At 62.1% G+C, this 26,320-nt stretch carries 22 protein-coding genes (1 of these 22 running past the window's edge); 13 read left to right on the top strand and 9 right to left on the bottom strand.

Going from position 1 to position 26,320, the window contains the following annotated elements; genetic code table 11:
- The first annotated feature begins 62 nt into the window (after positions 1-62).
- From OGM61_09875 to OGM61_09865, 3 genes are all read left to right on the top strand, one after another.
- Entirely contained in the window at positions 63-1,178 is a 1,116-nt protein-coding gene (locus OGM61_09875; protein ID UYI84146.1) for a nitronate monooxygenase, read from the top strand.
- 27 nt (positions 1,179-1,205) lie between these two features.
- Entirely contained in the window at positions 1,206-1,667 is a 462-nt protein-coding gene (locus OGM61_09870) for a PaaI family thioesterase (GenBank protein UYI84145.1), read from the top strand.
- 263 nt (positions 1,668-1,930) lie between these two features.
- Positions 1,931-3,118 (top strand): CoA transferase, encoded by a 1,188-nt coding sequence (locus OGM61_09865; protein UYI84144.1) that lies wholly within the window; start codon positions 1,931-1,933, stop codon positions 3,116-3,118.
- 134 nt (positions 3,119-3,252) lie between these two features.
- Here OGM61_09865 and OGM61_09860 read toward each other — a convergent pair whose 3' ends face one another.
- The gene (locus OGM61_09860; GenBank protein ID UYI84143.1) at positions 3,253-4,794 is read right to left on the bottom strand and encodes an AMP-binding protein; all 1,542 of its coding nucleotides are present in this window, start codon (positions 4,792-4,794) and stop codon (positions 3,253-3,255) included.
- Positions 4,795-5,272: 478 nt separating this feature from the next.
- Here OGM61_09860 and OGM61_09855 point away from each other — a divergent pair, with 478 nt between their 5' ends.
- Positions 5,273-6,898, top strand: a complete 1,626-nt coding sequence (locus OGM61_09855; protein ID UYI84142.1) for a helix-turn-helix domain-containing protein — start codon at positions 5,273-5,275, stop codon at positions 6,896-6,898.
- Positions 6,899-6,970: 72 nt separating this feature from the next.
- Here OGM61_09855 and OGM61_09850 read toward each other — a convergent pair whose 3' ends face one another.
- From OGM61_09850 to OGM61_09820, 7 genes are all read right to left on the bottom strand, one after another.
- Positions 6,971-7,729 (bottom strand): flavodoxin family protein, encoded by a 759-nt coding sequence (locus OGM61_09850; protein ID UYI84141.1) that lies wholly within the window; start codon positions 7,727-7,729, stop codon positions 6,971-6,973.
- A 17-nt stretch (positions 7,730-7,746) separates the two neighbouring features.
- A complete protein-coding gene (locus OGM61_09845; GenBank protein ID UYI84140.1) occupies positions 7,747-8,538 on the bottom strand; it encodes an enoyl-CoA hydratase/isomerase family protein in 792 nt (263 codons plus the stop codon).
- Positions 8,539-8,562: 24 nt separating this feature from the next.
- Entirely contained in the window at positions 8,563-9,573 is a 1,011-nt protein-coding gene (locus OGM61_09840; protein UYI84139.1) for an electron transfer flavoprotein subunit alpha/FixB family protein, read from the bottom strand.
- Positions 9,566-10,378 carry an electron transfer flavoprotein subunit beta/FixA family protein gene (locus OGM61_09835; GenBank protein ID UYI84138.1) on the bottom strand — a complete coding sequence of 271 codons (813 nt, stop codon included), beginning with the start codon at positions 10,376-10,378 and terminating at the stop codon, positions 9,566-9,568. The genes OGM61_09840 and OGM61_09835 overlap by 8 nt, the downstream gene beginning before the upstream one ends.
- 12 nt (positions 10,379-10,390) lie before the next feature.
- The gene (locus OGM61_09830) at positions 10,391-11,539 is read right to left on the bottom strand and encodes an acyl-CoA dehydrogenase family protein (protein UYI84137.1); all 1,149 of its coding nucleotides are present in this window, start codon (positions 11,537-11,539) and stop codon (positions 10,391-10,393) included.
- Between the two features lie 193 nt (positions 11,540-11,732).
- On the bottom strand, positions 11,733-13,349 hold the full coding sequence (locus tag OGM61_09825; GenBank protein UYI84136.1) for a helix-turn-helix domain-containing protein: 1,617 nt from the start codon (positions 13,347-13,349) through the stop codon (positions 11,733-11,735).
- A gap of 113 nt (positions 13,350-13,462) precedes the next feature.
- Positions 13,463-14,647, bottom strand: a complete 1,185-nt coding sequence (locus tag OGM61_09820; GenBank protein ID UYI84135.1) for a CoA transferase — start codon at positions 14,645-14,647, stop codon at positions 13,463-13,465.
- A 461-nt stretch (positions 14,648-15,108) separates the two neighbouring features.
- Between OGM61_09820 and OGM61_09815 the strand changes: the two genes are divergently transcribed.
- From OGM61_09815 to ychF, 7 genes are all read left to right on the top strand, one after another.
- Positions 15,109-16,668, top strand: coding sequence for an AMP-binding protein (locus OGM61_09815; GenBank protein ID UYI84134.1), 1,560 nt, complete (start codon positions 15,109-15,111; stop codon positions 16,666-16,668).
- Between the two features lie 160 nt (positions 16,669-16,828).
- Positions 16,829-17,797, top strand: coding sequence for a nitronate monooxygenase (locus OGM61_09810; GenBank protein UYI84133.1), 969 nt, complete (start codon positions 16,829-16,831; stop codon positions 17,795-17,797).
- Between the two features lie 97 nt (positions 17,798-17,894).
- A complete protein-coding gene (locus tag OGM61_09805) occupies positions 17,895-18,437 on the top strand; it encodes a gamma carbonic anhydrase family protein (protein ID UYI84132.1) in 543 nt (180 codons plus the stop codon).
- Between the two features lie 5 nt (positions 18,438-18,442).
- Complete coding sequence (locus tag OGM61_09800) at positions 18,443-19,783, top strand: hypothetical protein (GenBank protein UYI84131.1); 1,341 nt, start codon at positions 18,443-18,445, stop codon at positions 19,781-19,783.
- On the top strand, positions 19,780-21,780 hold the full coding sequence (locus OGM61_09795) for an FAD-dependent oxidoreductase (GenBank protein ID UYI84130.1): 2,001 nt from the start codon (positions 19,780-19,782) through the stop codon (positions 21,778-21,780). Before OGM61_09800 ends, OGM61_09795 begins: the two co-directional genes overlap by 4 nt.
- Positions 21,781-21,894: 114 nt before the next feature.
- The gene (locus tag OGM61_09790; protein ID UYI84129.1) at positions 21,895-22,425 is read left to right on the top strand and encodes a gamma carbonic anhydrase family protein; all 531 of its coding nucleotides are present in this window, start codon (positions 21,895-21,897) and stop codon (positions 22,423-22,425) included.
- Between the two features lie 88 nt (positions 22,426-22,513).
- Positions 22,514-23,611, top strand: a complete 1,098-nt coding sequence (gene ychF, locus OGM61_09785; protein UYI84128.1) for a redox-regulated ATPase YchF — start codon at positions 22,514-22,516, stop codon at positions 23,609-23,611.
- 54 nt (positions 23,612-23,665) lie between these two features.
- Here ychF and OGM61_09780 read toward each other — a convergent pair whose 3' ends face one another.
- Positions 23,666-23,956: a PF20097 family protein gene (locus tag OGM61_09780; GenBank protein UYI84127.1), complete on the bottom strand. Its 291-nt coding sequence runs from the start codon at positions 23,954-23,956 to the stop codon at positions 23,666-23,668.
- 425 nt (positions 23,957-24,381) lie between these two features.
- On the opposite strand from OGM61_09780, the gene thrS reads away from it, so the two are divergent.
- Together thrS and sleB are read left to right on the top strand one after the other, a co-directional pair.
- Positions 24,382-26,127 carry a threonine--tRNA ligase gene (thrS, locus tag OGM61_09775; GenBank protein UYI84126.1) on the top strand — a complete coding sequence of 582 codons (1,746 nt, stop codon included), beginning with the start codon at positions 24,382-24,384 and terminating at the stop codon, positions 26,125-26,127.
- Between the two features lie 76 nt (positions 26,128-26,203).
- On the top strand, positions 26,204-26,320 hold the 5' portion of the coding sequence (gene sleB, locus OGM61_09770) for a spore cortex-lytic enzyme (GenBank protein ID UYI84125.1). Its footprint extends 576 nt past the window's final position; only the first 117 of its 693 coding nucleotides appear in the window; it begins with the start codon at positions 26,204-26,206; its stop codon lies off the right edge, out of view.

Genomic DNA, 26,320 nt, shown 5'->3' with positions numbered 1-26,320 from the left:
CAGAAAGGTAACATTCCGGCACATTGCCGGTCATACACAGCGTTTGAAAGGAGAAAAACATCATGATCAAAACCAGACTTACCGAGCTTGTCGGGCTCAAATACCCCATCATCCAGGCCGGCATGGGTCCGTATCCGGTCACCAGCCTGTGCATCGCGGCGGCCAACGCTGGCTGTCTCGGCCTGTGCAGCACATTTGCCACCACGTCCCGCGAGACCAACCCCATCGTCTTTGAAGACTTCTGCAAGCAGGCACACGCCGAGACCACCGATGACGATGTGACCATCTTCAAGAAAATGTTCACCCGCGTGTTTGAAGAGACCAAGGAGTCCGACGGTATCTTCGGCGCGAACGTCATGGTCTCTGCGGAGGTCAAGGCCAATGCCATGAAGGTCATGCAGGCCATCAAGGAGCTGCGCGAGGCCGATCCCGAGATGAAGCGCCGCTTCCGCGTGCTCGTCACTACGGCCGGCGACCCGATGCCCTGGGCAAACTTCGTCAAGGAGCAGGGCATGATCTGGATGCACGTGTTCCCGGGTGTGCGCACCGCGGCCCGCTGCAAGAAGGCCGGCGTGCAGGTGCTCATCGCCTCCGGCCACGAGGGCGGTATGCACACGGCGTGGCAGCCGGTGCACAGCATGACGCTGCTGCCGGACATCATCGAGAAGTTCTCTGACGAGAACACGCTCGTGTGCGGCACCGGCGGCTTCTGCGACGGCAAGTCGATCGCGGCGGCCTTCGCCATGGGCGCTGACGGCGTGCAGATGGGCACCCGCTTCCTCGCCACCGAAGAGAGCGATTTCTGCGAACTGTGGAAGAAGATGGTCGTCGACTGCGCCGACGGCGGCACGATCATTGCCCGCGGCTTTGTCGGCCCGGCGCGCTGGCTGCGCAGCGACGTGTCCCTGCAGCATGCTTACAACACCGCCAAGGAAGCCCCCGGCTCCTACGTCGGTGTGCCGGATGACTTCTCGAGCATCCCGATGGAGCTGCTGACCTTCGAGCGTTACGGTATTGCCGCGACCTATAAGGGCGACGTGGAGCACGCCATGGCCGGCGCCGGCGAGTGCGCGCAGCGCATCACCGATCTGCCCAAGACCAAGGACATGGTCGAGAAGGTCATGGGCGACGCCGAGACCATCATCCGCGGCCTGGCGGCAAAGTATGTCGCCGACTGAGCTCTGCGCAAGAGAAAGGAGCCAGACATGGCGGAAATGAACGCAGCCTTTTTTGAAGAGGCGAAATACAATCTCCAGCACGGGAAGATCAACTTCCTGAACGTGGCCGGGCTCATCCCGGAAGTCGCTGAGGAGCGCCATGTGGTCGTGCGTCTGCCTGCCAACAGCATGCACCTTAACCACGTGAACATCGTCTATGCCGGCAGCTATTTCGTGCTGGCCGAGTCCTCGGGCGCCACGCTGATCAAGTGCACCTATGCCGGCAAGTATGTGCCGATCATCAAGAGCGTGAACATTGATTACCGCAAGCCGACCAAGCGCGACCTGATCGTGGACATCTCCATGACGGAGGAAGAAGCCAAAGAGCGCATTGCCTATGTCGAAGAGCACGGCAAGGGGCAGTACCCGCTCGATGTGCCCGTTATGGACGCCGACGGCGTGCATTGCGCCGATGTGCACATCGTGTTCTACCTGATGCCGAAACCGTAAAGAGCGATTTTTCCCTTTGTTTCCCGCGCCGCATCCGCCCGTTCGGATGCGGCGCTTTTTTCGTGCCGGAAGCGCCCGAAAATCTATGGCAACACAGCACAAAAATGCACGTCCGCAGGGGCAAAAGAATTGTAAGAAATACAGGTAACAAGCGCCGAAACAATCGTTATAATATAGACAAAGCATCGGATCCATTTCATTTCAACAAACTGAAAACCGTTGCAATTTCAGAAAAAATCTGCATCAACAAGGAGGCTATATCCATGAGAAAACCACTCGAGGGACTGTTCGTGGTCGAGATGACCAGCTACTGGTCCGCGACGACGACGGCGCGGTTCCTGCGCGACATGGGCGCGCGTGTCGTGCGCGTTGAGACCCCGCCTATCGGCGACTTCTGCCGTTACTACGGCCGCTCTATGGGCATGCCCATCACGGCGGAAGAGAACCCCATCCACGATATTTTCAACGGCGGCAAAGAGTGCGTCGCGCTGGATCTGAAAGATCCCAAGAACCTCAAGCTCATGCAAAACATGCTCGCCAAGGCGGACGTATTCATCACTAGCACCCGCACGGCCGGCCTGAAAAAGCTCGGTCTGGACTGGGAGACGCTGCACGCCAAGTACCCGAAGCTCGTCATGGGTCAGGTCACCGGCTACGGCATCAACGGCCCGCTGGTCAACCGCCCCGGCATTGACGCGATCGCTTATTTCGGCGCCAACGGCGTCATCCTTGACACCCGCACCGATCCCGACAGCCCGCCGATCTACCCGCCTGCCGGCATGGGCGACACGACGACCGGCATCACGCTGCTCAGCGGCGTGCTGGCAGCCCTGCTCGCAGCGCGCGAGACGGGCGTGGGCGACTACGTCATGACGTCCCTGTACGGCACCGGCAACTTCGTCACCGCCGGCTTTGCCACGAACTGCAACTACGGCTATGAGTGGCCGCGGGAAGCGCACACCATGAGCCCGCTTGGCCAGGGCTACAAGTGCCGTGACGGCCGCTACATCTACGTGTTCGTCAACGACTATACGAGTGTCTGGCCGAAGTTTGCCAAGGCGCTGCGTCTGCCGGAAGAGGTCGTGACCGACCCGCGCTTCACGACCAAGGAGTCGACGACGATCATTGCCAACCGCTCCGCGCTCGTGGACATCATCCGTGAGTACGCGCTCAAGCGCGACGCGCAGGATATCCTCGACGAGCTCGTCGCCTACGATGTGCCGAGCTGCATCCTTAACCAGTACAAGGATCGCTTTTCCGGCGAGTGGCTCGAGCAGTCGGTCTCCAACGGCTACCTGATCGAGCACACCTATCCGTCGGGCAACAAGACGTATCTGGCGCAGATGCCGATCTATTTTGACAGCCTCGGCGTGCAGGATCTCTATGCACAGCACAGAGCGCTGGGCGCGGACAACGAAGCCATCGAGAAGGAATTCGGCGACGGCGAATAAAAGCGCATCTCCCGATCAAAAGCAGGGCCGCAACAGCGGCCCTGCTTTTTTGCGTCTCCGTGGTCAGAACGGCAAAAAGCGTCCCCATCTGCCGGGCAGACGGGGACGCGCCAGTGTGCTGTATTTTCGCGTGCTCAGCGGTTTTTCAGCGCCTGGATGAGCACCTTGCCGGTGGCGTTCTTCGGCAGCTCCGGCAAGAATTCCACCTCACGCGGCATGCGGAACGACGGCATGTTGGCGCGGCAGAATGTCTGCACCTGCTCGACCGTCAGTGACCGGCCGGGCTTGCAGACGATGCTCGCCTTCACGTGCTCGCCCCACTTCGGGTCGGGCATGCCGTAGACGGCGGCTTCGGCGATCTCGGGCATTTTCAGCAGCACGTCGATGACTTCCTCGGGGTAGATATTCTCGCCGCCGGAGATGATGAGCGAATCCTTGCGGCCGCGCAGGTAGAGATAGCCGTCCTCGTCGAGATAGCCCACGTCGTGCGTGAAATACCAGCCGTCGCGGATCACGTCCGCGGTCTTTTCCGGCATCTGATAGTAGCCGAGCATCATGCCCTGCCCGCGCACGCAGATCTCGCCCTCCTCACCGGCATCGCACAGCGAGCCGTCCGGCCGCACGATGCGCACGGCGGCGCCGAGCAGCGCCCGTCCGACCGAGGTGAGATACCGTCCGCCGAGGATCAGGTGATCCTCCGGGAGCAGCGCCGTGACGGTGCTGGCCATCTCCGTCATGCCGTAGGACTGATAAAAGCGGCAGTTGAGCCGGTCGAGCGCGCGCCGCAGCAGATCCGGGGAAATGGGGCAGGTGGAGTAGTTGATGACCTTCAACTGCGACAGGTCGTAGTTTTTGCGGTCCATCTCATCGAGGATGCCCTGCAGAATCAGCGGGATGACGCCGATGGCGCGCACCTTTTCCCGCACGAGACTCTCCACATAGTCGCTCACGGTGAAGTTCGGGATCATGATGAGCTTACCGCCAGTCGCCAGCGTGAGATAGGCGCCAGTGCACGCGGAGTGGAATAGCTGCGAGATGTACTGATAGACCTGCCCGTCCGGGAACTCCAGCGTTTCAAGCATGCTCTCAAGCTGATTGAGATAGCGCGCGTGGGAGTAGACCACACACTTCGGCCGCCCGGTCGTGCCACTCGTGTGCATGTGGTAGGCAGGGGCGTCGGGCGCAACGACGGTCTCCACCGGCGTGTCCGGCATACCTGCGAGCAGGGAATAGAGGGCGGAGCGGCCGTCGGCTTCCGGCGTCAGGGACAGGAACGTGATGCGTCCGGCATAGTGCTGCCGCAGGGCGTCGCCCCAGTCCTCGCGCTCCGGCTTGAAGAAGGCGCACCGGACCTCGTTGAGATCGAGCAGGTAGGTCATTTCTTCCGGCGCGAGCCGCCAGTTGAACTTGACCACGGTGCCGCCCAGCTTCAGGATCGCAATTTCCGCGATCATGACCTCCGGGCAGTTGCGCGAGATGATGGCGACGCGGTCGCCCGGCGCAATGCCGAGACTGCGCAGGCAGTGCGCCGTCCGGTAGATGAGTGCCTGCAGTTCCCGGTAGGTGATGCGCCAGTCGCCGAATACAATGGCCTCACGCTCCGGGCAGCGTGCAAAGCTCTCGTCGAGGATCTGACCGACGCCGGTCGTTTTTTGAAATCTGCTGATGTTATCCATATCTGGCTCGCTCCTATACAAAATCATTCGAACGTTCCGACGGCTTGTTAATTTATTATCTTATTCGCATTATATCGAACCACCGCGGACAGGTCTTCATAGGAGACTACGAATTTATGCGCCGCCCGGGTGTCTGCTTTTAGGCAAAATGAAAGCAGCAGCGCCCTTTACGCGCACGCAATCGTAGGAAATGCACAGTGCGCGGCGGCGAGAAAAACCGCATTTCGTAACAAATGCCCTGAACAATTCGCCGTGATATTGTTACAATAAAGACAAAGATGAGGCGAAAAAGCCGCAAAAACACGGAGAATTCGGACAAAAGCGCGAAAGTTGCGCCAATGGCTTCCAATTTCATCGTAGAAGTCTCCAAAAATTCGGATCTCCGGTGTTTTTGCGGAAAGGGACTTTTTTCCTCAAAATTTGTGTGGGAATATGCACTTGTGACTGCCGTTTTGCGCAGCACGGAAAGGAGAGAATCATGACGCTGTCCGTGGAAATGATCGCCGAGAGCATGCAGCCGTTCGGCGCGCGGGTCGTAATGCAGCTGGAGCGGACATTTGCCTTCCGCCGGGTCCAGATGCTCACGCCCGAGTCCGAGAACACGCTCGAGGAAGACGTGCTCTACGTCAGCGAGCCAAAGGTGATCCGCCGCTTACCGAAGGGGCTGCTGCACGACCACTTTTTCGTTGTCCGGGCGCGCCCGGAGGATGCGGAGCCCGTTCGCCCCGGTGTCAATGCGCTGCTGTATGACGAACAGTATTCTCTCGGCGCGGTGACGAACCACCTGCTCACACTGTTTGACCGCCTGCAGACACTGGAGTATCAGATGCGTCTGGCCGTGCGCGCGCACGCCGGGCTGGAGCCGCTGATGGAGGTCGGGCGGAAGATGATCCCGGACGCGACGATCGTCGTCGTCGACTCGGCGTATAACATCATCGGCGCCACGCGCGAGCGCGGGTCGGGCAATATCTATGTCGATCAGATGCTCGAGCAGGGCTATTACGACAAGGACTCGCTGCAGCTCATGGCGGAGGCCGGCTATTTTGAAGTCAGTGACCGGTACCTGCGTCCGGTGCTGTCGGTGCCGCCGAATATCTGCAACGACCCCGTGATCCTGCGCTCCTACATTGCCAACGGGATGTTTTATTCCTTTGCCGGTTGCTATTTCCCTGGCCGGCTGCCGACGATGGTGGATCAGGAGCTGTTCCGCTGCTTTACCGAGCAGCTCGACCATTACTTCCGCGAGACGGGCTTTTACAGCCAGAGCATGCCGCAGCGCCAGCAGATGATCCATGATCTCCTGCGCTATGGGGAGGAGAATCCGGAGCTGGTGCGCGACCGTGCGCGCGGCCTGCGCCTGCCGGAGACGGGCGACTTCCGTCTCGGCTATGTCGAGTTCGACGAGCAGGCGTCCACCTCGAAGGCAGGGTACATGGTGCTGCAGCTGCGCGCGTGGAGCAACGTGGCCAATTATGGCGTGATGCAGTATCAAAACAGCGTGCTCATCCTCTTTCAGGACTGGCACGATTACCCGGCCGGGGAGCAGCTTTTGTTCCGCGAGCGGTGGGACGAGCTGCTGACGCTGCTGGGCAAGAACCATGCGCATATCGGCGTGAGCCTGCTGTTCACGGAGCTGGGACGCCTGCGCATGGGCTACGATCAGGCGCGGACCGCCATCGAGATCGGCCGCAAGCTGGATCCCGATGCGCTGGAGTATCACTATTCCAAGTATTATCTCAACGACATGCTCGAATGCTACCGGGAAAAATTCGCGCTCGATGACGTCATTGTGCGCTATCTGGATCAGCTTGCCGGGGAGCGCGGCTACAGCAACAGCAACCTCCTGCTGCTGTACCACTACCTGAACACGGAGCGCAACATTTCCCTGACCGCTAAGCGCGTGCACATGCACCGCAACAGCGTTATTTACCGCCTGCAGCGCATTCAGGACGTGCTCAATCTCGACCTGGACGACCCGGATGTGCGTCTGCGGCTGATGATCACGTTCAAGATCCTGCGGATGGAGGGCAAGCTCCCGGAGATCACGGACGAGCCGCCGGAGCCGGACAACGGCGGAAGCGACCGCCTGACGCTTGTGGAATGAGCCCGCGAAAAGAGAAGAACAGCACACGGCAGCGCCTCCCGGGGCGCTGCCGTGTGCTGCTTCCGATCGGGGTCAGGTCTGCTGCTCGGCCTGTGCCTGCAGCGCGCGCTCGCGGGCCTTGCGCTCGCAGTGCGCGTAGTAGCTGTTGCCCATCTCCTCAAATTTCTCTTTCGGCAGCAGCAGCTCTTCGAGCGGCTTGCGCGTCTTCGGCAGGATCGTGCCGTAGCTGCCGTAGTCCTCGCCGGCCTGGCGGACATAGCCGAGGTATTCTTCCACACGCTCCTGCAGCGGCGGCACCGGCATCATCTCGCCCTCGCCGCAAAAGAGCGTCGTGTAGTTGCCCACGCCGAGCATGAGGTCAAACTGCGCGAGCACGGCGTCGTAGTTGCCCTTGGGGGAGAAAAAGCCGCAGGTCGAGATCAGCACATGCCGCTGGTGCGACTGGTCGTAGCGCGTGACGTGCTTACCGTTGCCCTTGCCGTCGGTGCGGTCGCACATGACGGGGCGGTTGATCGGCACCGTGCGGTCGAGAAAGCACTTGAGCTGGCCGGGCAGGGCGTAGTAGTAGAGCGGGAAGCTCCACACGACGAGGTCGGCCGTGACGTAGCTTTCGATCGCGGCGGCCATGTCGTCGTCGCGGAAGCACTTGCCCGGCGTGCGCTTCCAGCAGTTGAGGCAGCCGAGGCACGGCTCAATGTGCATTTTGGCCACGGTCAGTTCTTCGACCTGCGTGTCGCAGGTCTTGGCGAGCCCTTCGAGAAAGGCGCGCGTCATGCGCAGCGAGTTGCTGCGCTCCATGCGGGGACTTCCGTTGATGACAAGAATGTTCATGGACGTTTCCTCCTGGTTTATTCGCACGTGTAGCGGCCGGGGCGCTTTTCGAGCATGGCGGCGGCCGCCTCGGCCTTGTCCTTGGTCGATACGGTGTAGATGCCCTGAATCTCCTCGGCCAGCAGGCCCACGGAGGTGCCGGCGTCGGTAGCGATGTTGATGCACTTTTTGCACATCTGCACGGCGATCGGCGGCTTGGCCGCAAGCTTTTCGGCATAGGCCAGCGTCGTCTGATCCAGCTCGCCGAGCGGCACCACGCGCTCCACGAGCCGGATGCGCGCGGCCTCCTGCGCGTCGATATCCTCGCATGTCATGGCCAGCAGCTTTGTCATGCCGGGGCCGATGAGCTTGGTCAGGCGGGTCGTGCCGCCGAGATCGGTGCTGATGCCGACGTCGACCTCCCGCAGGGAAAACTTTGCGTTGTCGGCGGCAATGCGGATATCGCACGCCGTGATGAGCTCGATGGCGGTGCCCATGCACGCGCCCTGGATGCCGACCACGACCGGCAGGTTGCACTCGCTCCAGAAGCGGTAGGCCTGCTGCCAGTGATAGACGCCGTAGAGGCTGCGCCCCGGCTTGCCGATCACCGCTTTGGCGTAATTGAGGTCGATGCCGGCGGAGAAGTGCCGGCCGTCTGCCAGCAGCGCAATGGCGCGCAGGTCGTGATCGCCGACGATCTCGGTCTGCTGCAGCTCGATCATGGCCTCGTAAAACGGGGCGCTGATGGTGTTGAGCTTTTCCGGCCGCGCGAGCCGCACGATGCCGACGGCGCCGCGCCGCTCAAAGCTTAGAAATTCCTGATAGGACATGGTCTGGCTCCTTTCTTTATGCCTTTATGCCTGCTCCGGTTTCCGGCGCTGACGCAGCGCTTTTGTCAGAGCGGGTACGATCTGGAACAGGTCGCCGACGATGGCGTAGTCCGCCACCTGAAAGATCGGCGCGTTCGGGTCGCGGTTGATGGCGATGATGGTGTCGGATGCGCTCATGCCGATCAGGTGCTGGATCGCGCCCGAAATGCCGCAGGCAATGTAGACGCGCGGGCAGACGGTCTTGCCCGTCTGGCCGACCTGATGGATGGGGGAGATCCAGCCGGCGTCGACTGCTGCGCGAGATGCGCCCACGCAGCCGCCGACGGTGTCGGCCAGCTCCTGCAGCAGCGCGAAATTTTCCGGTCCCTTCATGCCGCGTCCGCCGGAGACGATGATCTGCGCCTCGGTCAGATTCGCGGTCGCGGCGTCGAGCACCGGGATCAGCTCCAGCAGCTCCGTGCTGCTCCGCCGGGCGTCCTCCGGCAGCGATTCCACAAAGACCGCGCCGGTGCGCGCGGGGTCAAATGCCGGCGCGCGGAACACGTTCGGCCGCACGGTGCCCATCTGTGGCTTCGTGTCGGGGCAGATATTGGTCGCCATCAGATTGCCGCCGAAGGCCGGCCGCGTCCAGAGCACGCAGCGGTGCGCGTCCACGTCGAGATGCGTGCAGTCGGCCGTCAGCCCCGTGTGCAGCCGGCAGGAGATGCGCGGCCCGAGGTCGCGCCCCACGTTCGTCGCGCCGATCATGAGCACTTCGGGCGCGTATTTGCGCACGAGGTGGCACATGGCGGCGGTGAAAATGTCCGTATTGTAGTGCGCCAAGGCGGGATCTTCCATGGTGATGACTGTGTCGGCGCCGCAGCCGATCGCCTGCGCGGCGAGCGTGCCGGCGTGCGGGTCGAGAATGACGCCGACGAGCTGTTCACCCATCTTGTCGGCGAGCAGGCGCCCCTGTCCCAGCAGCTCCAGCCCGACGCTGCGCAGCTGCCCGTCCTCCGTCTCGAGGAAGACCCAGACGTGTTTGCTCTCAGACATGATCCCCGCCTCCTTCCAGCGAGATGTGCGCCGCGTCGAGCTGCGCCAGCAGGGACGCCACGGCGGCCTCCGGCTGCGCGCCGTCGATGCGCACGGTCTGCTTGGTGCGCACGGGCACGAATGTTCTTGATACCTTTGTCGGTGAGCCGTGCAGGCCGATGCAGTCGGGATCGAGTGCCGGCAGATCGTCCGCCGTCAGCGTCTGCGGCTGCATGCGGTTGGCCTGCAGCTTGCGCATGACGTTCGGCAGCCGCGGCTCGTTGATGGTCTTCACGACCGTGACCACGGCCGGCAGCGGCGCGCGCAGCACGCGGTAGGCGCGCTCGCCCTCCTGCCGGATGCGGATCGCGCCGTCCTCGATCGTGATGGCGCATGCGCACGTGAGCTGCGGCAGCCCCAGATGCTCGGCCAGCATGGGGCCGACCTGCGCCGTGTCGCCGTCGATGGCCTGCCGGCCGCAGAGGATCAGGTCAAAGCCGCCGAGCGCCCGCACGGCCTGTGCGAGCGTGTAGCTTGTGGCATAAGTGTCCGCGCCGCCGAAGCGCCGGTCGGACACCAGCACCATCCGGTCGGCACCGAGGGCATAGCACTCGCGCAGCGCCTGCGCCGCCTGCGCCGGCCCCATGGTCATGGCGGTCACGGTGCCGCCGAGCGTCTCGCGGAGCTGCACGGCCGCCTCGAGCGCGTATTTGTCAAAGGGGTTGACGGTGCTCGGCACACCGGCGCGGATGAGGGTGTTGGTTTTCGGATCCATGCGGATCTCGGTCGTGTCCGGGACCTGCTTGATACAGACGAGAATGTTCACGCGGCACCGCCCTCAGCCGAGCAGCGTCTTGCCGATGACCTGACGCTGCACCTGGTTCGTGCCCTCGAAGATGCTGTAGATGCGCGCGTCGCGCAGCAGCTTTTCCAGCGGGTATTCGCGGCTGTAGCCATAGCCGGCAAAGACCTGCAGGCCCATGTTCACCACGTCGTAGCACATTTCCGAGGCAAAGCATTTGAGCGAGTTGCCGAGCGTGCCGATCGGGATGCCGGCGTCCGTCATCTGCGCGCCGTAGACCGCCATGGCGCGCGAGGCCTGAATGCGCATCTCCATGTCCGCGATCAGGAACTGAATGCCCTCGAGTTTTGCGATCGGCCCGTGCTTGAAGCTGCGCTCCCTGGCGTAGTCCACGGCCAGATCCAGCGCGCGCTGCGCCACGCCGACGGCGCCCGCCACGCTGACCGGGCGTTTGCCGGCGAGGAATTTCATGGTCTGGGCAAAGCCGTTGCCCTCCGTGCCGATCAGGCGGTCGGCGGGGACGAACACGTCCTCCATCACGAAATCCGCCGTGTCCGACAGGCGGATGCCCATCTTGTCCTCGTGCTTGCCGACGCTCACCCCGGCGTCGCTTTTTTCCACCAGCAGCAGGCTCATGCCGTGATAGCCCGCATCCGGATTCGTCACGGCCAGCACCACGCACGCCGAGCAGAGCGTGGCGTTCGTGATGAAGCACTTGACGCCGTTGAGCACGTAGCCGCCGTCCACTTTCTTTGCACTCGTGCGCGTGCTGCCGACGTCCGAACCGCTCTGCGGCTCCGTGATCGCCATGGAGATGCCCTCACCGCGCAGAATGCGCGCGCAGGCGGCCTGCTTTTGCGCCTCCGTGCCGTCGGCGAGGATCGCCGACAGGCCGAACGAGTAGGAATTGTTCGAGATCGTGAAGCCGGCGTCATGCTTGGCCAGTTCCTCGCTGATGCAGTAGCGCGTCACGGCGTTGAGTCCCAGTCCGCCGTACTGCTCCGGCACGTCCAGACCAAACAGACCCATTTCGCCCCATTTTTCGTGTAGCTGCACCGGGAATTCGCCCTTTTCATCATATTCTTTTACGACCGGGTCGAGCTCACGCTCGGCAAATTCGCGGATCATTTTGACGATATCCTGCTGCTCCGGCGTCATGCCGAGATAGTAACCGTATTTGCTCATGAAAATCTTGCTCCTCTCACGGGAAAGCACGTACTTTCCCAACTTTGATTACATTTTAACGAGGCACGCGGCACGGAACAACGTCATTCAAAACGACGTTTTTTCCCGCCTCCGCACAAGCGACTGTGCAGAAATGACGAAAAAAAGCGCCCGCTTTCTCCTGTTTCAGGAGAAAGCGGGCGCGAAACGGTGGTCACTCTTGATGCACGATGCCGCTGTTGCCGGCATCGTTCTCGCCGTGCGGCGTTTCCCAGTGCGGGATGCGGCCGGTCATTTCGAGGATCTTGAACGAGATCATCAGCCGCAGACGGACATCCGGATCGTCGAGATCCAGCGCGAGAATGTCCTGGATCTTCTGAATGCGGTAGATGACGCTGTTGCGGTGCATGTGCACATGCTTGGCGGTCAGGGAGATATTGCGCTCCGAGCACAGGAAGTAATACAGGAGCTTGATGTTGCTGCAGACGCTGTTGTTATCGTCCATGAGCCGGTCCAGATAGTGCGTATAGGTGTCTTCGAGGGGCATGGTGTCGGCATAATGCTCGAGCATGTCCTCCAGATAGTATTTCGAGTAGAAATAGGCGGTGCCGTCCGTATCACGGCGCTTGCCGATATTCGATGCGGCTTCGGCCTGCCGGTAGCCGACGTAGAGCTTCGTGACGTCGCTGAACAGCAGGCTGATGCCCATGCAGGCCTTGTTCTGCCGCAGGGTGGTCAGCAGGGCGTTCCAGTCCTCGGAAAAGCCGGACTGCATGCGCACGTTTGCGTCGTTCCAGTCGCGGAAGAGGATGATGACGGACGAGCCGTACTGGAACACGCCGTAGTTTGCCAGCGGGCAGTGGGCGCGGAGCTGATTGGAGATGTGTGAGACTTTGAACAGGGTCGAGCTCTCGCACTGCACGAGGCCGATGCGGAACGTGCCCTGATAGGGAATGTTCAGCTGCGCGCAGCGGTCGTGGAAATATTCCGGCGAGTTCTGCTTCGGCCGGATCAGATCGTCGAGCAGCTGCTGCTGTTTGCCGAGCATGCCGGCGTCAAAAATGCCGTTGACTTTATAGTAATTTTCCAGCTCCTGCGTCAGGCAGGTGTAGAGCGAGATGTCGCGCTGCGTCGGCGGCACATCGAGAAAATAGCAGCCGATGAAGCAGTAGGCCGCGCCGTGATTCTTGTAGGAGCGGACGAGAAACGGGTACCCGCAGATGGTCTTTTCCGCCGGGTAGAGCACCGGCTGGACGCACTTGCGCTCGTCCTCATAGTAGCCCCAGCTTGCGATCTGGTTCATATCCTCACGGCTGTAATAGCCGCGCTGGAGCAGGTCGCGGAAATAGGGGATGTCATCGACGGAGCTGCGCGTGGAGCACACGATGTTGTATGCCGAGTCCGTGACGACGATCAGACAGTGCGGGAACGCCTTTTTGGCGATCTCAAAAAACGGCTCGTAGCCGCGCCGTTCGAGAGAGGCCTCCTTGATGGCAAACTCAAAGGCGTGAAACTGTGTAAAGAGGGTAATGAGCCGGTTGACGACCTCGTTGAGGTCGGTGTTTTCGTCAAGCAGGATGCCGTGCAGCGCATGATGGCACTGCAGCTGGGACGGCTTGGCCTTGAAAACGAAGCAGTGGTTTTCAAAAAGCTGCTTTTTCAGCTTTGGGAGCACTTTCGGTGTGCAGACATACAGCGTGTCCGGCTCCAGAATATCCGTGGGAGAGGTCAGAATCTGTACGCCGGTGAAGGTGAAATCGCCGTCGGTCTCTATCAGTTGTGCGCCGTATTCCGTCAGGGTTTCCAGGATCAGTTGCAAAGACAATTTCATTCAGAATCCACCACACTTCCATTTTTCTGTCCCCGGGACGGGGGCTGATTGCTGATTTGCAAAAAGGGGTGCCGTCCGGCACCCCTTTGGCCGGTCGTCCGGCAGTGATCTGCTTACTTGCTGAATTCCGCGAACAGCGCGTCGTTGTCCGCGCCGATGGATTTGCTCTGCGCGAAGTAGTTCTGCACGCCGACGCTCTCCATGTAGATCGGGATCTGCGGCTGATAGTAGTGCTTGCCGCTCTCGTAGGTGCCCTCGCCGAGGTAGCCGTTGGACAGGCACTGGTCGAGCTGCTCCTGCTCTTTGTACTTGTCGCCGATGCCGCGCAGCACGGTGCAGGGCACGTTGCCGGCCTGGAGCACGCTCATGATCTCGTCGGCGGTCTTTTTCTTTGCTTCCTCGATGCAGCGCGCCACGATGATGGCACAGTTGCCGTTGACGTTCAGCGCCGGGCGCGTGTTCACACGCTCGTCGTCGAGCATGTCCTCGATGTTGAAGGCTTTGCAGAAGACGGGGAAGTAGCGCTCGTACTCATTGACGAAGATCTGCACGAACTTGCCGTCCTTCGTCTCGAACGCCTGGCCCATGGGGCTCTGCGTGAAGCGGGAGCGCGGCCAGGGGTTGAAGTACTGCGTGCCGGAGTTGATCGCGGATGTGACCCAGTTGCCGGTGCCGTAGAGAGAGGCGGACACATAATCGCCCTTACCGGTACGCTCGCGGGCAAACAGCGCCGTCATGATCGCGCCGAACAGCGGCATGCCGGTCGTCAGGTCGCCCATGCCGGTCGGCGGGCAGATCGGGGAGTCGTCCGGATTCAGGCGCAGGTCGGAGATCAGGCCGTTCATGGCGAAGAATGCCACGGCGTCCAGGCCGGGGGCAGCGGACAGCGGGCCGTCCTTGCAGCCGTAGCCGGTGGCGTGCGCCATGACCAGGCGCGGGTATTTCTCTTTCAGGGTGTCATAGTCCAGGTTGTGCTTTTTCAGACCGCCGAGACGCATGCTCGTCAGGAATACGTCCGCCTTGGCGAGCATGTTGTGCAGCACGCGCTCGTGCTCGGGATCGTTGAGATCCATGTGCATGAATTCCTTGCCGCCGTTGAAGAGGTCGAACGAGGGGTTCTCGTTCGCTTCGATCGGCATGCCGCAGGTGCGGCCCCAGTAGCGAACCGAGTCGCCCGCTTTGCCGGTCTCGATCTTGACGACTCTGGCGCCGAGGCAGCGCAGAAACTCACCTGCGGAGGGGGCGGCCCAATAGGTCGTCAGCTCCACGACGAAAAGACCTTCGAGTGGTTTATTCATATTGTATCAACCTCCTGTATTTTTCAGTCCATCCTCATCGCACGCACGAAAGACAACAAAAATGCGCGAAAGTGACGAATGACTGCTTTTTAACAATTCCAATTATACAGGTGGCCGACTGCAAACGAAAAGGGCAGGAGTTACGAAAAAAGTGTGCGTATTTGCACAAAACCTGTGCAGAAACGACGATTGCATATCCCCGGGAACGCTTGAAATTCCAACAAAAAGCGCGACTGTGCAATCGCTCCGAAAACGCCGCCGTGAAAGTGACGATTCATGTGCAAAAACAACGACGGTCGTTTCTGGCGGAATGACGGTGTGCGTTTTTTTCAAGCACGTTAAAATATAAACGTTAAATCCGAAACGCGCAAGTAGGTTCTTTCCATTTTGGCCGTTTCGGGAGATAATTCATAATTTTATAAAGAATAGAACCATGAAAAAGAGGATCGGAGGGATCACCCATGCGGGAAATTGCTCAGAAGCTTTCACGGTGCAGCAGCTTTGGCGCGCTCATGGATGATGCGTTCGCGCGCTGCCCGGAGCGCGAGGCCATTGTATACGAGGACTGGCGGCTGACCTATGGCGACCTGGAGCGCTACATCCACCAGACGGCGCACTATCTGCGGCACCTCGGCGTGCGCAAGGGCAGCCGGGTCGCGATCCTGTCGCGCAACTGCCCGGAGTGGATCATTGCCGAGTTTGCGCTCTATCAGCTCGGCGCCATTGTGGTCAAGATCAACTGGCGGCTCACGCCGCCGGAGCAGGCGCGCATGCTCGCGCGCAATCAGGTGTCGGTCGCCTTTCTCAAGGCGGAGAAGCCGGAGTGGGGCGCGGAGCTCGAGCGACTGTGCGCGGACAGCGTACGCCTGATCCGGCTGGAGCCGGTCGACGGCCGCTCGGCGCTGTGCGCGCTCGTCAGCGGCGAGCCGGACACGCCGCCGGACGTGCCGGTCTCGCGTGACGATGTCGCCTGCCGCCTGCACACGAGTGGCACGACGGGGGAGCCGAAGTGCGTCGTCTACACGCACGGCGGCATGCTCCGCGAGATCGTGAGCATGCTGCAGGTCTATCCCTACCCGGACGGGCAGCGGTATCAGTTCATTGCGCAGCTGTTCCACTCGGCCGCCATCGGTGCGCACCTGTCGCTTGCGACCGGCGGCACGATGGTGCTCAAGGATCATTTCGCGCTTGAGGATTACATGCACACGCTCGTGTCCGAGCGCATCGAGTCCATCAGTGTCGTGCCGACGGTGCTCAAGTGGATCCTCGACGAGACGGACAACGGGGACTATGATCTCTCGCACCTCAAGACCGTCAACTATTCCACCTGCCCGATCCCGAAGGCGCTGCTGCAGCGCGCGATCGAGAAGCTGCACTGCAGCTTCTATCAGTCCTACGGCATGACGGAAATGGGCAGCACCGTCACAGCGCTGCTGCCGGAAGACCACCTGCGCGACGGCGGTAAGTACCTCTCGTCCGTCGGCCGGCCGATCCCCGGCGCGGCCGTGCGCATCGTCGCGCCGGACGGCAGCGATTGCCCGGCAGGCACCGCGGGTGAGATCTATGTGCGCGGCCCGGGCCGGATGCTGGAATATCTGGATGCGCCCGAGACGACGCACGCGGCGCTGGTCGGCGGCTGGTACCGCACGAAAGACATGGGCATGCTCGACGCGCAGGGGTACCTGTTCCTGAGCGGCCGTGCCGACGATCTCATTATTTCCGGCGGCGAGAACATCTATCCCGGAGAGGTCACCAATGTCATCATGCAGCTTTGCGACGACGTGGCCGAGGTCGCGGTCTACGGCGTGCCGGACGAGACCTGGGGCGAGCACGTGAAAGCGAGCGTTGTGCTCATGCCGGGCAGCCGGCTCACGGCGGAGGCGCTGCGCCAGTATTGCCGCGCGCATATGCCGACGTTCCGCGCGCCGAAGGAGATCGAGATCGTGCCGGAGCTGCCCAAGGGCGCGACCGGAAAAGTGCTCACGGCCGTGCTGCGCGCGCGCAGTGTCCAGGCGAGCTGACGCGCGCATCTTGTAGGCCGTGCCCATCCGGCGCACGGCGGCAACTGCTGTTTTTTGGAGAAATCAGCGTTGTGAAGCGACTGACGGTTTGCTATTGTGAAATCACAAACAACCAGACGCCGCACAGCGGCACACGTGAATATTTCAGGAGGTAATACCTATGATCCGTACCAAACTTACCGAAATGCTGGGGATCGAATACCCCATCGTGCAGGGCTGCATGCAGTGGATTTCCCGCGCACCGCTGGTCGCCGCCGTGTCGGAGGCCGGCGGCCTGGGGCTGCTGTCGTCGAGCACGTTTTCCTCGGCCGATGAGCTGCAGGCGGAGATCCGCAAGATCAAGTCCATGACGAGCAAGCCCTTTGCCGTCAACCTCACGCTCATGCCGTCGCTCGTCGTGCCGGACTATGCGGGCTACATCCGCGTCTGCGCCGAAGAGGGCGTCAAGGTCATGGAGACCGCCGGCCGCCCGCCGAAGGACGACATGGTGCGCGCCATCAAGGACGCCGGCATGGTGCTCATCCACAAGTGCACCACCGTCAAGCACGCGCTCAAGGCGCAGTCGCTCGGCGCGGACATGGTCGTCGCCGACGGCTTTGAGTGCGCCGGCCACCCGGGCGAGAACGATCTCGGCACCATGGTGCTCACGCCGCGCTGTGTGGAGGCGCTTGACATTCCGGTCATCTGCGCCGGCGGCGTTTCGACCGGCCGCCAGATGGCAGCCGCGCTCATGCTCGGCGCCGAAGGCGTGTACATGGGCACCCGCTTCCTGCTGTCTGAGGAGTGCCCCGTGCTCCCGGCCGTGAAAAACTACCTCGTCGAGCACGCCAACGAGATGGAGACGATCCTGCTTCTGCGCTCGTTCCAGAACTCCACGCGCATGTATAAGAGCGAAGTCGCCAAGCGCGTCTTTGCCAAGGAGCAGGCCGGCTGCGAATTCAAGGATGTGGCCGAGGACATGGCCGGAAAGACGGCCTGCAAGATGTTCTTCGAGAACGCGGACGTGGAAAACTGCGGCGTCATCTGCTGCGGCCAGACGTCCGGCCTGATCCACGATGTGCTGCCCGTGCAGACCATCATCGGCCAGATGATGCACGAGTGCGAGGCGACCATCGCAAAGTTCGCCTGACTTTGGTAATCCCCCCATTCCCTTCTTTTTTCTTTGGAGCGGCTCGGCCCCCGGGCCGGGTCGCTCCCCCCTTATTATCAGAAATGGAGATCCGATCATGTTCTATTCGTTTCATGGAAAATGCCCGCGCGTCGATCCCACGGCGTTTGTCAGCGCCAGCGCCGAGCTTATCGGCGATGTGACGGTTGGCCCGCGGTGCTATATCGGTCCCGGCGCCGTGATCCGCGGCGATGCCGCCGAGATCATTCTCGAGGAGGAGGTCGCGGTGGAAGACGGCGTCATCATCCATGCCGGCGGGGCGGACAAGCGCTGCCTGCTGTCCCGGCGTGTGACCATCGGTCACGGGGCGATCGTCCATGCGCGCTATCTCGGCCCGGAGGCCAGCATCGGCATGGGCGCGGTGCTCAGCCTTGGGTGTGCGATCGGTGCCGGCAGCGTCGTGGCGGAGTCCGCGCTCGTGCCGCAGGGCAAGTCCGTTCCGCCGGAGACGCTCGTTGCCGGCATCCCGGCCAAGCCTCTGCGCCCGCTCACGCAGGCGGACCGCGAGAGCTGGCAGGCCACGAAGGACTGGTATGTCCGGCTCACGGCGGCGTACCTGGATCCGAATCATTTCTTTCCCGTTGCACCGCGGGAGGCGTGAGCACGATGGATTGGCGTGAGATCTATGCGCGCAGGCTCTGCACGCCGGAGCAGGCGGCGGCGCTGATCGCGCCCGGCGACCGCATCTTTGCCGGCGGCGCCGGTAGCTTCCCGGCCGTGCTGATCGACGCGGTGAGCGACCGCGCGGAGCTGCGCGGCATCCCGGTCGTGACCGTCGTCAACGGCACGGAGAGCCGCGCCCTGTCCGACCCGGTCTGCTTTGCGCGCACGCCGTATCACTCCCTGTTTCTCGGCCGCGCCGACCGCAAGTTTCAGCAGCGCGGCGGCCTGCACGAAAACTCCGTGCAGTTTCACCAGACCGTGCGCGCAGCGCGCGAGGTCTACCGTGTCAATACGCTGATGCTCGAGGTGTCCGAGCCGGATGCGGACGGGTATCTGTATTACGGCCCGCGCGGCACGGCCTGGAGTTCGCTCGATACACAGGTCGAAAAGCGCATCTATCAGGTCAACGCCTTTCAGCAGCGCACCCGCGGCGAGCACCATCGCATCCATGTCTCGGAGGTTACGGCGCTCTGCCGCGCGGATCATCCGCTCAATACCTATCATTATAAAGCGCCCGATGCACTCGATGCGCGCATTGCCGCGCACATCCTGCCGCTCGTCCGGGACGGCGATACGCTGCAGGTCGGCATCGGCGGCATTCCCAACGCCGTCGCCTACGGGCTGCATGGACGCAAACGGCTCGGGATTTACACGGAGGTGCTCACACAGGCGCAGCTGCGCCTGATGGCCAGCGGCGCGGTCGATCTCGATCGGGTCGAGGCGTCCATCGTGCTCGACGCGGCGGGGCATCTGGATGATTTTGCGCTCGCGCACATCCGCATGATCCCGGTGGACGTGCTCAACGATCCGTTCCGTGCCGCGCAGCAGCCGGGGCTTATCTCGGTCAACGGCTGCCTGATGGCCGATCTGACCGGGCAGGTCTGCGCCGAGGCCATTGACGGCCGGCAGTATTCCGGCGTCGGCGGTCAGCTCGATTTTGTCCGCGCCGCGGCGCGTTCTGTCGGCGGACGGAGTTTTCTGTGCCTGCATTCCACGCACGAAGCGCCCGACGGGACGCTCACGTCCAACATTCGCGCGCATCTTCCGTCCGGTGCAGTCGTCACGACGCCGCGCAGCGATGTCATGTACATCGTCACGGAGTGGGGCGCGGCCGATCTGCACAATCAACCGCTGGAGACGCGCATCTGCGCCATGATCCGCATCGCGCATCCGCGCTTTCGCTGCGCGCTCGCACAGGAGGCAGTCGCCTGGGGACAACTGTCACCGGAGTGCGCCGCGCAATTTGATACACAACCCGAACCAGAGGAGGAGGAAACCACATGAACCCCGCATACGAACCGCTGTTTACACCGTTTTCGATCCGCAATACGCGCATTAAAAACCGCTACTTCATGGCCGCCATGGGCACCGTTACGCACAACGATGAGGACGGTGCCTACCTGCCGGACGCCGTGGACTATTTCGTCCGCCGCGCCGCCGGCGGCGTCGGCCTGATCATCACGGGCGCCAACTGGGTGGACAACAACATTGAGGTCCACAGCCCCGGTTCTTTCCCGTGCCCGACGATCTGCCCCGGGAAATACATCAAGGCTGCGCGCGAGCTGACCGACCGCGTGCACGCCTTTGACACCAAGATCTTCGTGCAGCTCACGGCCGGCCTTGGCCGCAGCGCCATGCCCGCCATGATCCATGACCGCAAGTTTGTCGCGCCGAGTACGATCAGCAACCGCTGGAACCCGCGCATCGAGTGCCGCGAGCTGACGACGGAGGAGGTCGAGCGGCTTGTGGAGCAGTTCGGCGTGTCGGCCGCTATCGCCAAAAAGTGCGGATATGACGGCGTTGAGGTGCATGCCGTGCACGAGGGCTATCTGCTCGACTGCTTTGCCATGTCGCTGTTCAACAAGCGCACGGACAAGTACGGCGGCGATCTCAACGGCCGCCTGCGCTTCGCCATCGAGATCGTGCAGAAGATCAAGCAGTACTGCGGCGAGGATTTCCCGGTCATCCTGCGCTTTTCGCTCAAGAGCTATATCAAGGATCTGCGTCAGGGCGCGGTGCCGGGTGAGACGTTCACCGAGCTCGGCCGCGATACAGACGAGGGCCTGCAGGCGGCCAGGATCCTGGTCGATGCGGGCTACGACGCGCTCGATGTCGATGCCGGCACCTACGATAGCTGGTACTGGGCGCATCCGCCGATGTACTTTGACAAGGGCGTCTATCTGCCGTTTGCCGAGCAGGTCAAGCAGGTCGTGGACGTGCCTGTGCTGGCTGCCGGACGCATGGACGATCCGGATCTGGCGGCGCAGGCGCTGCGAGACGGCCGCTGCGACATGATCGGTCTGGCGCGTCCGCTCCTGGCCGAGCCTGACTACGTCCGCAAGGTGCGCAACGACGAGCTCGCGCTCATCCGTCCGTGCCTGTGCTGCCACGAGGGCTGCTTCGGCCGCGCGTTTGACGGCGCGGTCGGCTCCTGCGCGGTCAACCCCGAGTGCGCGCGCGAGCGGCTCGTCGGCATCGCGCCCGCAGCGGAGAAAAAGCGCGTGGTCGTTGTCGGCGGCGGGCCTGCCGGCCTGGAGGCGGCGCGCGTGAGCGCGCTGCGCGGCCATGATGTCACGCTGCTCGAAGCGAGCGATGCCCTCGGCGGCGCGCTCAAGCCGGCCGGTGTGCCGCACTTCAAGCAGGCGGATCGTGATCTTGTTGCCTGGTATGCCGCCACGCTTGCGCATCTGGGCGTGGACGTGCGCCTGAATACACGCGCGGATAAGGCGCTGCTCGATTCCCTCAAGCCGCAGACGGTGTTCGTCGCCGAGGGCAGCACGCCCAGAACGCTGGCATTGCCCGGTGCGGACGGAGACAATGTGGTCAGCGCGCTCGACGTGCTCGAGGGCAAGGCGAAAGCCGGCAAGTCGGTCGTCATCATCGGCGCGGGACTCGTCGCCTGCGAACTGGCGCTGCACCTGGTGCAAAACGGCCACACCGTCACGCTGCTCGCCCGGCGCAAGCTCCTGCGCTCGGCCAAGCTGCCGGCCATGAATGAGCTCATGCTGCGCGACCTGCTCGTGTTCCACGGCGTGCACATCGTCGAGGGCGCGGCGCTGGAATCCGTCGATGCCAAGGGCGTTTATTACGAGGTCGAGGGCGTGCCCGCGCTGGCGGAGGGTGACACGGTCATCACAGCGGTCGGCATGGAGGCCAACCATGCGCTCTTTGACGCGATCCGCGATGACTATGAGACCGTGCTCGCGCTCGGCGACGGCCGCCGTGTGCGCAACATCTTCGGCGCCATCTGGGATGGCTACGAGGCGGCACGCAGTCTGTAATTGCGATCCAAATACGTTTGCCCGGGCAGGTTCCACCTGCCCGGGCGTTGTGCTTGCATCCGGCGGCTGTGCATGATAAAATCATACATCTTTTATTTGAATGGAGAGACCATTATGCTCTATACCTTTGGCGGGAAAGCCCCGCAGGTCGACCCGACAGCGTTCGTCAGTGCGAGCGCGGAGCTCATCGGCGATGTGATTGTCGGCCCGCGCTGCTATATCGGCCCTTATGCCGTCATCCGCGCCGACGCCTCGCGCATCGTCCTCGAGGAGGAGGTCGCGGTCGAGGACGGCGTCATCATCCACACCGGCGGGGAAGATCCCGTCGTGACCATTTCGCGCCGCGTGACCATCGGCCACGGCGCGATCATCCACGCGCGTGTGATCGGGCCGGAGGCCAGCATCGGCATGGGCGCGGTGCTCAGCCTCTGCAGCGAGATCGGCGCGGGCAGCATCGTGGCCGAGTCGGCGCTCGTGCCGCAGGGCAAGATCATTCCGCCGGAGACGCTCGTCGCGGGCGTGCCCGCAAGGCCGCTGCGCGAGCTGACCGACAAAGACCGCACCGACTGGCGCGGGACGAAGGACTGGTACGTGCGCATGGCGGCACAGTATCTCGACCCGGACAACTATCATCCGGTCAAGTGACGGCTTGAAATGCCTGGGCACCCATGCTATAATAAACTGCTATGTCAGCCGCGGCCGCGGCTGGGAAACGAAGGAGATGCTCGGATCTATGAAACTCGGTATCGTCGGCCTGCCGAACGTCGGCAAGTCCACGCTGTTCAACGCCATTACGAACGCGGGCGCGGAAGTCGCCAACTATGCGTTCTGCACCATCAACCCGAACGTCGGCATGGTCTCCGTGCCGGATGCGCGGCTGGATTATCTGGCTGAGATGTATCAGCCGAAGAAAAAGACCCCCGCGGTGATCGAGTTTGTCGACATCGCCGGCCTCGTCAAGGGCGCGTCCAAGGGCGAGGGCCTCGGCAACAAGTTTTTGTCCAACATCCGCGCCACGGATGCGATCGTGCACGTCGTGCGCTGCTTTGACGATGAAAACGTCATGCACGTCGAGGGTTCGACCGACCCGCTGCGCGACATTGAGATCATCGACCTCGAGCTCATCATGGCGGACATCGAGATGGTCCAGCGCCGCATCGACAAGGCGGCCAAGGCCGGCAAGAGCGGCGACAAGGCCTGCCTGCACGAGGCGGATGTGTTCCGCGGCCTGCTCGAGCATCTCAACGACGGCAAGAGCGCCCGCACCTATGACTGCAGCGACGAGGATCGTGCCCTGCTCGAGACGAGTGACCTGCTGAGCATCAAGCCCGTCATTTACGCCGCCAACCTCGACGAAAATACATTCGCCGCCGGGTATGAAGATTGCAGGTACTATCAGCAGGTGCGCGATCTGGCTGCGTCTCAGGGCGCGCAGGTGCTGCCCATCTGCGCGAAGGTCGAGCAGGAGATCGGCGAGCTCGAGCCCGACGAGCGCGCCATGTTCCTCGAGGAGCTCGGCATCGAAGAGTCCGGCCTCGACCGGCTCATCCAGTGTTCGTACAGCCTGCTGGGGCTCATTTCGTTCCTGACGTGCGGCAGCGATGAGTGCCGCGCCTGGACGATCACGCGCGGCACGAAGGCGCCGCAGGCCGCCGGCAAGATCCACTCGGACTTCGAGCGCGGCTTTATCCGCGCTGAGATCGTCGCGTTCGACGACCTGAAAGCCTGCGGCAGCATGGCCGTCGCCAAGGAGAAAGGCCTCGTCCGCTCCGAGGGCAAGGACTATGTCATGCACGACGGCGACGTGACGCTCTTCCGCTTCAACGTCTGATCTTTCTGGAAAACGACGAACCGCACGCGGCAAAACGCCGCGTGCGGTCATTTCTTATTCCGTTGTGTCGCCGCCGCGCAGGCGGCCGAATTTCCCGTGCAGACGCTCGCCGAATTTCGGCGGCTGCGCGGGGCGCTCCAGCAGGAAGATGCCGCAGTCTGCACAGTACCGGCAGTCGGCAAAGCTGCCTTCCCAGATCCCGTGGCTCACCACGAGATCGCCGTCCTCGTCCGCGCGAAAGGATATGGACTTTTCCTCCTGACTCCAGATGATCTGCCGCGCGCTCTGCAGATAGCCGGAGAGCAATTCCCTGCCGCAGTAGGGGCATTTGTCGCCTATGGTCATGGTGGTGCGCTCCTTTCTGTTATCGGTTGGACTTCCAGATTCAGTATAGCACGGACTGTCTGCATTTGGCAAGCGATCCGTGCAGCGTTTCATGCACAAACGGCGGCATTTCCGGCCGGATTTCGTATGAAATTGTGCTTGACAGGGGATAACAGTCGGTGTTACGATGATACCGTTCAAAAGGCAATGACGGGACTTGCACCCGAGTGAGGACGGACAGAGAATGGCGGTCATAGGCTGTGAGCCGCCTGCGGCACCCCTCCGGCGCAGACCTTCCCCGAGCCGATCGCCCGAACCTTGCAGTAAGGCGACCCGTGCGGCGCGCGTTACAGCGCCAACTGAGGGAAACTCAGGGTGGAACCGTGTGATTTCAGCACCCCTGTGCCGCGAGGCGCAGGGGTGTTTTTAGTTTAGGAGGAGACATTATGGACGATCAGTACACCTTTGAAAACAAGACCTACAGAGATACCTACCGTCACACCACCAGCCACATTCTCGCCCAGGCCATGAAGCGCCTGTACCCCGAGGTGAAGCTGGCCATCGGCCCGGCCATCGAGGACGGTTTCTATTACGATTTTGACAGCCCCCAGCCGTTCACGCCCGAGGTGCTCGAAAAGCTCGAGGCCGAGATGCGCAAGATCTGCAAGGAAAAGCTGCGTCTCGAGCGCTTTGAGCTCCCGCGCGCCGAAGCGCTGAAGTTCATGGAGGAGCGCGATGAGCCGTACAAGGTCGAGCTCATCAACGACCTGCCGGAGGATGCCGTCATCTCCTTCTACCGTCAGGGCGAATTCGTCGACCTCTGCGCCGGTCCGCATCTGGACTCCACCGGTCGCGTCAAGGGCAATGCCATCAAGCTCACGAGCGTCACCGGCGCCTACTGGCGCGGCGACAGCAACCGCAAGATGCTCCAGCGCATTTACGGCACCTGCTTCCCGAAGAAGGAGGAGCTCGATGCGTATCTGGCCCGCATCGAAGAGGCCAAGAAGCGCGACCACCGCAAGCTCGGCAAGGAGCTCGGCCTGTTCACGTTCATGGACGAGGGCCCGGGCTTCCCGTTCTTCCTGCCCAACGGCATGGTGCTCAAAAACCAGCTCATCGACTACTGGCGCGAGATCCATAAGAAGGCCGGCTATGTCGAGATCTCGACGCCGATCATGCTCAACCAGGATCTCTGGCACCGCAGCGGCCACTGGGATCACTATAAAGATAATATGTATACGACCGTCATCGACGATGTGCCGTTCGCGCTCAAGCCGATGAACTGCCCTGGCGGTATGCTGGTCTATAAGTCCCAGCCGCACTCCTACCGTGACCTGCCGCTGCGTGTCGGCGAGCTCGGCATCGTGCACCGCCATGAGCTGTCCGGCGCCCTGCACGGCCTGTTCCGCGTCCGCTGCTTCACGCAGGACGATGCGCACATCTTCATGACGCCCGATCAGGTCAAGGACGAGATCAAGGGCGTGGCCAAGCTCATCGACGATGTGTACTCGCTCTTCGGCTTCAAGTACCACATGGAGCTGTCCACCATGCCGGAGGATCACATCGGCACGGACGAGCAGTGGGAGGTTGCGACAAACGGCCTCGTCTCCGCGCTCAACGAGCTTGGCAAGCCCTATGTCATCAACGAGGGCGACGGTGCGTTCTACGGCCCGAAGATCGACTTCCATCTGGAAGACAGCCTCGGCCGCACCTGGCAGTGCGGCACGATCCAGCTGGATATGCAGATGCCCGAGCGCTTTGACCTTGAGTATGTCGGCGCTGATGGCGAGAAGCACCGCCCCGTCATGATCCACCGCGTGTGCTTCGGCTCCATCGAGCGTTTCATCGGCATCCTCACCGAGCATTACGCCGGCGCGTTCCCGCTGTGGCTCGCGCCCGTGCAGGTCAAGGTCATGCCCATCACCGACCGCACGAACAACTACGCCAAGCACGTTGCCGACCGTCTGGAGAAGGCTGGCCTGCGCGTCGAGACCGACCTGCGCAACGAGAAGATCGGCTACAAGATCCGCGAGGCGCAGAGCCAGAAGATCCCGTACATGCTCGTCCTCGGCGATAAGGAAGCGGAAAACGACACCATCTCCGTGCGCACCCTCTCCGGCGAGCAGAGCGTTGAGGGCCTCTCGGACTTCATCGCGCGCCTGCAGGCGGATGTCAAGTCGCGCAAAAGCTGATATTTCAAATTTGACCGTATAAGAAAAAACGCTCCTTCGCAGACTAGAACCAAACGTCTGCGAAGGAGTTTTGTATATGCAGAAACGATCCAAACGCTTGTGTCTCGCACTCGCGGTACTGCTCTCGGTGAGCATGGTGCTCGTTGCGCTTGTCCCGGCTGTCGAGGCGGCCTCGTACAAAAAAGGCTCCAGT

The sequence above is a fragment of the Clostridiales bacterium genome (assembly GCA_025757645.1).
Lineage (GTDB): Bacteria > Bacillota > Clostridia > Oscillospirales > Oscillospiraceae > CAG-103.
Note: the sequence above shows the minus strand (reverse complement) of the source record. Positions and strands in the feature narration are given on the sequence as shown.